Below are 11,035 nucleotides of genomic sequence, written 5' to 3'. Positions count from 1 at the left end.
GCAGTTCATTAAAGAACGCGGCAAAACGCGGCACGAGCGGCGCGTTCGCCTGTTGGCGGAACCCTTCCGCCGGCAAGAGTGTTTGCAAATCCTCGGGCAACCACGCCGGAACGCGGTCACCCTTGCCGAAATACCAGAAGCGGCGGCTGGTTAGCGCCTGTTGCCCCGCCTCCACATCGCGCGCGAAATCGGCGGCGGTATGCCCCGACCATGACGGCAGCGGATTGCGGCTGTTTGGCGGGAAAATCGCATCCGCCGCATCCAGCACATTGCGCGGTACGCGACGACGCTCACCCGTGCGGCATTGCGCGCTGTATTCCGGCCACGGCAGCGCCTCATCAACGACAAAAGCGAACACCAGCCGCACCCGGCCATCCTCGCCGGACAGCCCCAGCAACACATCATCCGCCCGCGCCTGCGCCCGCACCTGCGGCTGCGACAGGGCAAACGACGCCAGGCCGTCGCGCACAAACGGCGCACAGCCGCCATCAAAAAACACCGGAAACGAGAACAGGCGGGCATTTGCGGCAACAACAAACATAAAAACCTCCATTACAAAAACAGCGGCATTCTACGCGCCGCCTGCCGGAAAAGCCCGTACAATGCCGCCCATAGCCCAAACCCGCACAACCGAAAACATGGACATTGCCGAAAAACTCAAACACTACCTCGAAAACCTCGCTGCCCGTGGCCTCACCAGCGCGCTCAACCCCGGCGCAGGCGACGCCGAACTGAAAAACTTTGAAAGCGAACACGGCGTGCGCCTGCCCGACAGCCTCGCCGCCATCTACCGCGCCTTCAACGGCCAAATCCACGACCGCATCCCGCCGGGCGAACCGCGCTGGCTGGGGCTGGACGAAATCTACGGCAAACAACAAGAATGGCGCGAATTTTGCGAAAACTATTACGGCAAACACTGGCCGCAAGTGCGCCTGCCGCACATTGACGCCGCAGGACTGGCGAAAAACACCCTCTACAACCCCTTCTGGATCCCCTTCATGGCGGACAACGAAGGCTTCTACTGCATCGACTACGACCCCGAACCCCAGGGTACCAGCGGCCAGGTCATCTACGCCCAAATCAACACCGAACCCGAAAACAGCAACATCCTCCACCTGGACGACAGCTTCGCACTGTGGTTTGACAGCCACGCGCACGCCATCACCACCCACCGCCACGCCGTCAGCCTCGCCACCCTGCTCGACGAATACCTCGCCCTGCAAAAAGCCAACCCGGCGCTGCCGCACAACCCGCCCGCCAACCCGAACGACATCCGTATCAGCGAACACCTCTACGGCATCCGCTTCCCCGCCACCCTCAAAAAAATCTGGAGCGTGTTTAACGGCTACAGCGCCCCCACCGCTGATGGCGAACGCTGGATTGGCCACCAGGACATCGCCGCCGTACAAAAAATGTGGCAGGAAAAGGTGCGCGAACGCATCAATGGCGACCCCAACGACACCATCCGTCCTGACGCCGACCAAACCAGTCAAACCCAACCGTACTACACCCACCCGTCCTGGCTGCCCGTGTACCAAAGCGGCGACATCCTCATCGCACTTGACTACGCCCCGACCGAAGACGGCAGCGACGGCCAGCCGCTGGTCATCTACAACACCGCCGACTACGAAATCCTCGCCGATTACGACAGCTTCGATGAATGGCTCTACACCTACCTCAGCTACCAGCTCTACCCCGAAGACGACGAGCCGGCGCACATTGCCGCCGCCAGCGCCAACTACCGCCGTGAAATCACCAGCCACCTCGAACAATACCTCGGCCCCGTCACCGCCACCTTCCGCCGCGAAGACAGCGAAAGCCCGATAGACCTGCTCTGGTGGCGTCCCGGCGAAAACCGCCCCTACCACACCCTCGCCACCCTCGGCCTCTCCGACCGGCCAATGGACATCCCGGACGAAATCCCGAACAAAACCGCCGCCGAACGTGCCGAACTGATGATCATGCTGCCGCCCGAATGGAACATCAGCCCGGACAACCTCAAAAGCGAACAAGGCTACTGGCCGATCGCCTGGCTCACCATGATTGCCGACTTCGCGCGCACGCCGGGCAACTGGCTCGGCACCGGCCACATCTTCCCCAACGGCGAGCCGATGACCGCAATCGCCGACACGCCCTTCTCCGGCGTGCTGGTACTGCCGCCCTTTGTCAGCCACCCGCACGAATACTGCGTCTTTCACAGCCGCGACGGCACCCGCCTCAACCTCTACGCGCTCATCCCGCTCTACCCCGGCGAAATCGCACTCAAAACCCGGGAAGGACTGGACACCCTGCTCGAACACTTCGATGACAGCGGCATCAACAGCGAAATCGTCAATCCCCGCCGCAAGGACAGCAGCCGCTGAAGACAGGCAATGCACCTTAAAGTCCCAGACTACAGAATCCGCCATAGGGTGCGCCTCGGCGCACCCTCCGGGTGATGACGACGATTTTGCGGCTACAGCGACGCGCCTTGTCTGAAACTTTCGGTGGATAGCTATAAACGCAAGGCGAAGATTGTGTTTATCGCCTTGCCGATGTGCCACGTTCCCGAAAATATCGCCCCATCTTCAGGAAAACAAAAAGAAAAAACAGCGCTGTTGGCATCGTCCGTGCATTCATCTCCAACAAGCGCCATCCGGCGCGACCCGTAACCCATCAGGAGCGCATATGCCACAAACCCTCTACCAGGCGAGCGGCCTCACCGCCGACAACACCGACAAACTGAAAGATACCGGCATGAAAGTGCCCGGCGTCAAATGGGTGAACATCAACAACGGCAACATCGTCGTCACCCACGAAGACACCTTTGATGCTGATGCCTTCGCCGCTGCCCTGCATGGCGCAGACGGCAACGTCAGCCTGAGCCGCTAAACGGCAGTTAATCCCACAACGCAGCGCAAGCTGCGTTTTTTATGCAGCACAAAAATCGGCCAGGGCAGACCACGCGAAACCGCTAAAATAGCGCCCGAATCCTCGCTAATACCCGCGCCCGTCGTTGCTCCGCAGCGGCGGGCGTTTTCCCGCAGAACCCCATGAATACACCCGAACCCGCTCCTGCCGCCACGCCCTGGGGCGTGCATCTCAAACTGCTCGGCATGACCGCCCTTTGGGGCGCGTCCTATCCCTGGGCAAAAACCATCACCGGCGCGATGCCCATCCTCACCGCCGCCACCCTGCGCTTCCTCCTCGCCGCACTCGTCCTGCTCTACTGGCTGCACCACCTGCGCCGTCTGCGCAGCCTGCTCACCCTCTCCCGCCGCCAATGGGGCGCGATGGCGCTGGCGGCGCTCTTCGGCATCACCGTCTATACCGCCAGTTTCATGTACGGCGTGCAGCGGATGCCGGCGGGCAAGGCGGCGGTGCTGTTTTCGCTCAGCCCGGTGCTGACCCTGCTCTCGGCGGCGTGGTTTTTCGGCGAACGGCTGAACGCGCGCATCATCGCGGGAATGGCGCTTGCCGTCTGCGGCTCGGCGGTGGTCATCGCCCAGGGCAACCCGCTGACGCTGTTGCACGGCGGCATTGGTACCGGCGAAATCCTTATCGGCTTCTGCATCCTCTGCTGGACGGCCTATACCCTCATTGGCCGCCGCGTCCTCGGCGGCATGGATGCGCTGATCACTACCGTCTGCACCCTGCTTCTCGGCGCGCTGATGCTGTTGCCATTCGCGCTTGCCATCGACGGCACCGCCGCCTGGGGCGCACTCGCTCGCGCCCCGCGCGACGCCTGGATTGCCATGTCCGGCATCGTCTTCGGCTCGACCGTACTCGCCTACGTCTGGTACTTCGACGGCATCCGCAGCCTCGGCGCGGGCACGGCGGCGGGCTACCTCACCCTTGAGCCCGTCTTTGGCGTGCTTTTCGCCGCCCTCTGGCTGCACGAAAGCCTGCACTGGTCGCTGATTGCGGGCGGCAGCATCGCCTTCGCCGGGATGATTCTGATGTATCTCGGACGGCGCGGCCTCAAAGCAGGGCGACAGCGTAGCGCAACAAACTGAAGGCAATCGCCCACATCACCACGCCAATCACCGCGTCCAGCAGACGCCAAGTCAGCGGGCGGCGGAACAGCGGCAACAACAGCCGCGCACCAAAACCCAGCGCGAAAAACCACAGCGCCGACGCCGCCACCGCGCCGCAGAGAAACAGCGCTTTGGCGGCAGGCGACAGCGTTCCGGCGATGCCGCCAACAATCACCACCGTATCCAGATAAACGTGCGGATTGAGCAGGGTAATTGCCAGCGTCAGCAGCACCGCCTGTTGCGTGCTGCCCGCCGCTTCCGTGCCGTCTGCCGACATCGTGGCACCGCCGCGCCACGCCGCGCGGAACGCCCGCGCCCCATAAACCGCCAAAAACAGCGCGCCAACCAGCGCCAGCGCCACCGACGCTACCCGGCTTTCGCCAATCAGCGTGCCGAGGCCGAAAACGCCGAGCGTCATCAGCGAAAAATCACAAAGAAAACAGGTCAGCACGATGGGCAACACCTGCCAGCGCCGCAAACTCTGCTTCAACACAAAGGCATTCTGCGCACCGATGGCGACAATAAGCCCGCCCGACACCAAAAAACCCTGAAGAAGTGCATTCATAAAAACCCCAAAATTTTGCTATACCATAAGCGGCGTTTGCCTGGATTGGCGTGATGACAGTTGCACAAGACGGGCGGTGTCATGGCGTGCAAGCGCAATTGGCACCTGAAAACACGGGCGATATTGAGCCCCCTGGCAGGTTGCATCAACGGCAAAAGAATGACAGCGCACCGATAACCGTCGGGGGGGCGTTACGGGAAACGCGCGCAGATGCCGTACCGCTCAATGCTCGCGTTCGGTCGTGTGTTGCGCCAGCGAAAAGAGCGCGTTTTTGTAGGCGCTGTCGGGAAAATCTGCCAGCGCCTGCATGGCCTCATCGGCAAGACGGGCGGCAGCGGCGCGGCTGTAGGGCAGGGCGTCGGTCGCCTGCAACAGGGTGATGACTTCGCCGATGGCGTCGCGGTCGCCCGCTTCGATGATATCGCGCAGGCGCTGTTTTTCTGCGGCGGGCAGTTGTTGTTGCGCGCGGATGAGTGGCAGCGTCGGTTTGCCTTCGGCGAGGTCGTCGCCGAGTGATTTGCCGATGAGCGCTTCGTCGCCGGTGTAATCGAGCAGGTCGTCCATGATTTGAAAGGCCATGCCCAGTTTGCGCCCGTACACGGCGAGTTGTTCGCTGCGCTCTGCCGCAAGCTCGGCGAGTAGTCCGGCGGTTTTGCAAGCAGCGGCGAACAGTACTGCGGTTTTCAGCTCAATCACCCGGTAGTAGCGCGGCTCATCCACGTCCGGGTCGTGCATATTGCCGAGTTGCATCACTTCACCAGCGGCGATGAGGTTGACTGCGTCGGCCATCATCGCAATGACGGCATTGTTGCCGGTGCGCACCATCAGCTGGAAGGCGCGGGTGTAGAGGAAGTCGCCGACGAGAACGCTGGCGGCGTTGCCAAAGGCGATGTTGGCGGACGGTTTGCCGCGACGCAGCGCCGATTCATCGACGACGTCGTCGTGCAGCAGGGTGGCGTTATGGATGAATTCGATGAAAGCGGCAGCGGTAATGGCGTGCTCGCCGCGATAGTCGCAGAGGCCGCAGCTGAGCAGGGTCAGGAACGGGCGGAAGCGCTTGCCGCCGTCGCCGATGGCGTATTGCATCACCAGTTCTGCCAGCGGGACTTCGGACTGCATTTCCGCGCGCATCAGCGCTTCGGTTGCCTGCATTTCTTGCTGAACCAGTTGCCGTATTGCCTCGTCGCTCAATCGTTTGCTCATGTTGTGATCGGTTTTCTGCTGCCAAAAAGAGGCGCTATTGTAGCGGATAGCCTTTTGCGCCGGGCAATAAAAAACGCCCGTGCAGGGCGTTTTACGGAATTCTGGAATTTGGCTCCCGGAGACGGGCTCGAACCGCCGACCCAGTGATTAACAGTCACTTGCTCTACCGACTGAGCTATCCGGGATTGGTCTTTATTCCCTCAATTTGGCTCCCGGAGACGGGCTCGAACCGCCGACCCAGTGATTAACAGTCACTTGCTCTACCGACTGAGCTATCCGGGATTGGAATTGAGGCGGCGAATTCTAAGGAGATTGGCTGATGCCGTCAAGGCGGTGTCCTGCTTTTTTCGCAATCCGCTATTTTTGCTGGTAAGTTTTCAGGAATTCTGCGACTTTGTCCAGCGCGGCGCTTAAATCGTCCTTGTATTGGAGGAAGACAACGCGGAAGTGGTCGGGCGCGTGCCAGTTGAAGGCGCGTCCGTGGACGAGGAGGATTTGTTTGTTGCGCAGCAGGTCGAGGACGAAGCGTTCGTCGTTGCGGATATTGAAGCGTTCGGTGTCCATTTTGACGAAGCCGTAGAGTGCGCCCATCGGCTTGCTCATGGAGAGTCCGGGAATATCGTTGATTTTTTCCCAGGCGATGTCGCGCTGTTCGCGCAGGCGACCGCCGGGGCGGGTCAGGTCGTAGATGCTCTGGTAGCCGCCAAGTGCAGTCTGGATGGTGTATTGCGCCGGCACGTTGGCGCAGAGCCGCATGGAGGAGAGCATATCCAGTCCTTCGAGGTAGCCGCGCGCCATTTCCAGATTGCCGGAGAGGATCATCCAGCCGGAGCGGAATCCGGCGGCGCGGTAGGCTTTGGACATTCCGTTGAAGGTGACGCAGAGGGTGTGTTCGACCAGGGTCGCGGTCGGAATGTGGCGCGCGCCTTCGTAGAGGATTTTGTCGTAGATTTCGTCGGCGAAGATGACCAGGCCGTGTTCTTCGGCGATGGCGACGATTTCGCGCAGTATTTCTTCGCTATAAACCGCGCCGGTCGGGTTGTTCGGGTTGATGAGGACGATGCCTTTGGTGTTGGCATTGACTTTGGCGCGGATGTCGTCAATGGCCGGGTTCCAGCCATTTTCTTCGTCGCAGAGGTAGTGTACGGCCTTGCCGCCGGCGAGGTTGATGGCCGCTGTCCACAGCGGGTAATCCGGCATCGGCAGCAGTACTTCGTCGCCGCTGTCTAATAATGCCTGCATCGCCATCACGATCAGTTCGGAAACGCCATTGCCGAGGATGATGTCATCAACGGTCACGCCCTTAATGCCGAGGCGTTGGGTTTCGTGCATGATGGCTTTGCGTGCGGCAAAGATGCCTTTGGATTCGCTGTAGCCCTGCGCCTTGGAAAGGTTGGCGATCAGATCTTCGCGCACTTCATCCGGCGCATTGAAGCCAAATGGTGCCGGGTTGCCGATGTTGAGTTTGATGATGTCGTAGCCCTGCCGTTCCATGCGCATCGCTTCCGCCAGTACCGGGCCGCGAATGTCGTAACAGACGTTGTCCAGCTTGTGCGATTTGCCGATTTTGCGCATGGGGTTCTCCGGTGGGATGGGTAAATGAGGGCGGCAATATTACGCCCAAGCGGCACTTTCGGCAACGCGGTTTTGTCGCCGCTTTCGTGCGTTTACATACAGGGTAGCGCTCATGGTGTATGTATAAATGCCGCCAGAAAACGGGCAAGAAAAAACACGCCTGAAGCGTGTTTTTTTGAATTTGGGTAGTGTGGCATCCCCAAGGGGATTCGAACCCCTGTTACCGCCGTGAAAGGGCGATGTCCTAGGCCTCTAGACGATGGGGACAGGATACGGTTAACTGTGTGTGGTCTTCCCAAAAAAATGATGCCACCCGAAAGGTGGCATCCCCAAGGGGATTCGAACCCCTGTTACCGCCGTGAAAGGGCGATGTCCTAGGCCTCTAGACGATGGGGACATTTGGTGGAGCTAAGCGGGATCGAACCGCTGACCTCCTGCATGCCATGCAGGCGCTCTCCCAGCTGAGCTATAGCCCCGTTTCGGGAAGGCGCGCATTCTATGCGGAACACACGCCTTCGTCAAATGGCAAACTGCTTTTTTTTGTTTATTCCTGATTTTGCGCGATATATTCAGCGGCAAACTGCAAGCGGTGCAGGATTTCCGCTTTATCCAGCAGCGATAGTGTGACTGCCAAATCGGGCGATGGCGCGCCGCCGGTAATTGCCAATCGCGCGGGTTGACCGACTTTGCCAAAGCCGACGCCGTTCGCTTCGACGCAGGCGGCGATGGCGTCGTGCAAGGTTTCCGCGTTCACCACATCCAGCGCGGCGATGCGCGTTTGCAAATCCCGCAACAGCCGCGCCGTTTCTGCGCCTTTGAACGCTTTTTTCGCCGCGTCCGCCGGGAAAGTTTGCGGCGCGACGAATATCCACGCCATGTGCTCTGCCATTTCTTTCAGCGTCTTCGCCCGCTCCTGGTAATGCGGGATGGCGCGCAGTACGGTCGCTTCATCCACAGCGACGCCAAGTGCGGCGAATTGCGGCAACAGTTGCGGCAGCAGCGCTTCCGGCGTGGATTCTTTTATATAGTGCTGGTTGAGCCAGCGCAGTTTTTCCGTGTTGAAGGTGGACGCGGCGCTATGCACGTCATCAATGCGGAAATATTGCAACATCTCGTCCATGCTGAAAATTTCCTGGTCGCCGTGCGCCCAGCCGAGGCGCACCAGATAATTCAAAATCGCCGGTGGCAGATAGCCTTCGCGGCGGTAATCGAGGACGTTGGTCGCGCCGTGCCGCTTCGACAGGCGCTTGCCGTCGTCGCCGAGAATCATCGGCACGTGCGCAAATTCCGGCACGTCGTATCCCAGCGCGCGGTAGAGGTTAATCTGTTTCGGCGTGTTGCTGACGTGGTCTTCGCCGCGGATGACCAGCGACACTTTCGCCGCCGCATCATCGACGACCACGCAGAAATTGTAGGTCGGCGCGCCGTCAGAGCGGCGGATAACCCAGTCGTCGAGCTCGCTGTTATTGACCGTCACTACGCCGCGCACCTTGTCGTGCCAGCTCACGCTTCCTTCCAGCGGATTCTTGAAGCGCACCGCCGGTGTTACGCCCGGCACCGGTTCGCCGCCGTCGCGGTATTTGCCGTTGTAACGCTGTGGCAGGCCGAGGCGCTTTTGCTCCTCGCGCATCGCCTCCAGTTCCTCCGGCGTGCACCAGCAATAGTACGCCTGCCCGCGCGCAATCATCTGCTCGATAATTGCGTCGTAGTCGGCGAAACGCTTGCTTTGATAGACGATTTCGCCGTCATGATGCAGGCCGAGCCAGTTCAGACCATCGAGAATCACCCGGGTGGACGCCTCGGTCGAGCGCTCCAGATCCGTATCCTCAATGCGCAGGCGGAACACGCCCTGATGCTGGCGCGCATGCAGCCAACAATACAGCGCGGTGCGCACGCCGCCGATATGCAAATCGCCGGTCGGGCTGGGGGCAAAACGGGTAACAACCATAAAAACCTCTACAATAACAAACAAAAACAGCGGGCGACCCGCCAGATAAGGCGACATTTTACCGCCTAAACCCCACCGCCTGCACCCGCACGCATATAATGGCGCCCTTTACCACACAACCGGAGCAACCGCATGACCCCGAACGACATCCTGCAACTCATCCACGACGAAAATATCGAATACCTCGACCTGCGCATCACCGACAGCAAGGGCAAAGAACACCACATCAGCTACCCGGCGGACATCGACGAAGACTTCTTTGAAGAAGGCAAAATGTTCGACGGCTCCTCCTTTGCCGGCTGGAAAGGCATCCACAACTCCGACATGATCCTCATGCCCGACCCGGCGACCGCCTACATCGACCCCTTCTACGCGCACAAAACCCTCGTCCTCACCTGCGACATCATTGAGCCGGACACCATGCAGGGTTACGCGCGCGACCCGCGCTCGCTCGCCCGCCGCGCCGAAGCCTACCTCAAATCCACCGGCATCGCCGACACCGCCTATTTCGGCCCGGAGAACGAATTCTTCGTCTTTGACGAAATGAAATACCAGACCAGTATGCACAAAGTCATGTTTGAAATTATCAGCGAAGAAGGCATCTGGAACAGCGCCGCCGACATCGACAGCGGCAACAGCGGCCACCGCCCCAACGTCAAGGGCGGCTACTTCCCCGTCGCCCCGGTCGATTCCCTGCACGACCTGCGTGCCGAAATGTGCGAACTGCTGAGCCACGTCGGTCAGGGCGTGGAAGTGCAGCACCACGAAGTCGCCACCGGCCAATGCGAAATCGGCGTACGCTACAACACCCTTGTACGCAAAGCCGACGAAGTGCAACAACTCAAATACATCATCCACAACGTCGCCCACGCGGCGGGCAAAACCGCGACCTTCATGCCCAAACCCATCGTCGGCGACAACGGCTCCGGGATGCACGTCCACATCTCGCTCGGCAAAGACGGCAAAAACCTCTTCAGCGGCGACGGCTACGGCGGCCTCTCCGACATGGCGCTCTACTTCATTGGCGGCGTCATCAAACACGCGCGCGCGCTGAACGCCTTCACCAACCCCTCCACCAACAGCTACAAACGCCTGGTGCCGCACTTTGAAGCGCCGATCATGCTCGCCTACTCCGCGCGCAACCGCAGCGCCTCCATCCGCATCCCCTACATCACCAACCCGAAAGCGCGGCGCATCGAAATCCGCTTCCCCGACTCCACCGCCAACCCCTACCTCGCCTTCTCCGCGCTGCTGATGGCGGGACTGGACGGCATCAAAAACAAAATCCACCCTGGCGAGGCGATGGACAAAGACCTCTACGACCTGCCTCCGGAAGAAGCGGACAACATCCCGCAAGTCGCCTTCTCGCTGGAACAGGCGCTGGACGCGCTGGAAGCGGACACCGCCTTCCTCAAACAAGGCGACGTCTTCACCGACGACCTGCTCAAAGGCTACATCGAGCTAAAACGCCAAGAAGTCGAACGCATGCGCCTGCAAGTGCACCCGCTCGAATTTGAGCTGTACTACAGCTGCTAAGCCGTACTATAACCGTCATTTACATACACATGAGCGCTCGATGTGTATGTAAACAAAAAGCCCCTCCTGCGAGGGGCTGGGATGGGAGATGCCGTCTATGCACGGATACTTGCATTTTTCACATTTCAGGGAAAAGCACCGCTACCAGAGGATGTTCCCGGCGTACATTTACTCAGACTATCTGTCCATACA

At 60.2% G+C, this 11,035-nt stretch carries 9 protein-coding genes and 5 tRNA genes; 4 read left to right on the top strand and 10 right to left on the bottom strand.

Annotated elements, in window-relative coordinates; translation table 11 throughout:
• Positions 1-541, bottom strand: a 541-nt coding sequence (locus Q0349_RS09935; protein WP_298080743.1) for a hypothetical protein, incomplete at its 3' end; no start/stop codon positions are given.
• Positions 542-602: 61 nt separating this feature from the next.
• Here Q0349_RS09935 and Q0349_RS09930 point away from each other — a divergent pair.
• From Q0349_RS09930 to Q0349_RS09920, 3 genes are all read left to right on the top strand, one after another.
• Complete coding sequence (locus tag Q0349_RS09930) at positions 603-2,363, top strand: suppressor of fused domain protein (RefSeq protein WP_298080742.1); 1,761 nt, start codon at positions 603-605, stop codon at positions 2,361-2,363.
• 304 nt (positions 2,364-2,667) lie between these two features.
• The gene (locus Q0349_RS09925; RefSeq protein ID WP_298080741.1) at positions 2,668-2,871 is read left to right on the top strand and encodes a hypothetical protein; all 204 of its coding nucleotides are present in this window, start codon (positions 2,668-2,670) and stop codon (positions 2,869-2,871) included.
• A gap of 161 nt (positions 2,872-3,032) precedes the next feature.
• Positions 3,033-3,995 (top strand): DMT family transporter, encoded by a 963-nt coding sequence (locus Q0349_RS09920; protein ID WP_298080740.1) that lies wholly within the window; start codon positions 3,033-3,035, stop codon positions 3,993-3,995.
• Here the strand turns inward: Q0349_RS09920 and Q0349_RS09915 are convergent.
• From Q0349_RS09915 to gltX, 9 genes are all read right to left on the bottom strand, one after another.
• Entirely contained in the window at positions 3,961-4,581 is a 621-nt protein-coding gene (locus tag Q0349_RS09915) for a LysE/ArgO family amino acid transporter (protein WP_298080739.1), read from the bottom strand. The genes Q0349_RS09920 and Q0349_RS09915 overlap by 35 nt on opposite strands.
• A 222-nt stretch (positions 4,582-4,803) precedes the next feature.
• Positions 4,804-5,784, bottom strand: a complete 981-nt coding sequence (locus Q0349_RS09910) for a polyprenyl synthetase family protein (RefSeq protein WP_298080738.1) — start codon at positions 5,782-5,784, stop codon at positions 4,804-4,806.
• A gap of 109 nt (positions 5,785-5,893) precedes the next feature.
• Positions 5,894-5,969 (bottom strand) — tRNA-Asn (locus tag Q0349_RS09905).
• A gap of 21 nt (positions 5,970-5,990) precedes the next feature.
• Positions 5,991-6,066: transfer RNA gene (locus Q0349_RS09900), tRNA-Asn, on the bottom strand.
• Positions 6,067-6,141: 75 nt separating this feature from the next.
• A complete protein-coding gene (locus tag Q0349_RS09895) occupies positions 6,142-7,359 on the bottom strand; it encodes a pyridoxal phosphate-dependent aminotransferase (protein WP_298080737.1) in 1,218 nt (405 codons plus the stop codon).
• A gap of 191 nt (positions 7,360-7,550) precedes the next feature.
• Positions 7,551-7,626: transfer RNA gene (locus tag Q0349_RS09890), tRNA-Glu, on the bottom strand.
• 54 nt (positions 7,627-7,680) lie between these two features.
• Positions 7,681-7,756 (bottom strand) — tRNA-Glu (locus Q0349_RS09885).
• Between the two features lie 3 nt (positions 7,757-7,759).
• Positions 7,760-7,835: transfer RNA gene (locus Q0349_RS09880), tRNA-Ala, on the bottom strand.
• 68 nt (positions 7,836-7,903) lie between these two features.
• Positions 7,904-9,307: a glutamate--tRNA ligase gene (gltX, locus tag Q0349_RS09875; RefSeq protein ID WP_298080736.1), complete on the bottom strand. Its 1,404-nt coding sequence runs from the start codon at positions 9,305-9,307 to the stop codon at positions 7,904-7,906.
• 132 nt (positions 9,308-9,439) lie between these two features.
• Here gltX and glnA point away from each other — a divergent pair, with 132 nt between their 5' ends.
• A complete protein-coding gene (glnA, locus tag Q0349_RS09870) occupies positions 9,440-10,843 on the top strand; it encodes a type I glutamate--ammonia ligase (protein ID WP_298080735.1) in 1,404 nt (467 codons plus the stop codon).
• Positions 10,844-11,035: the final 192 nt, after the last annotated feature.

It is taken from the genome of uncultured Cardiobacterium sp., from assembly GCF_938028185.1.
Classification (GTDB): Bacteria; Pseudomonadota; Gammaproteobacteria; order Cardiobacteriales; family Cardiobacteriaceae; genus Cardiobacterium.
This window is presented reverse-complemented; position numbering and strand designations above follow the sequence as displayed.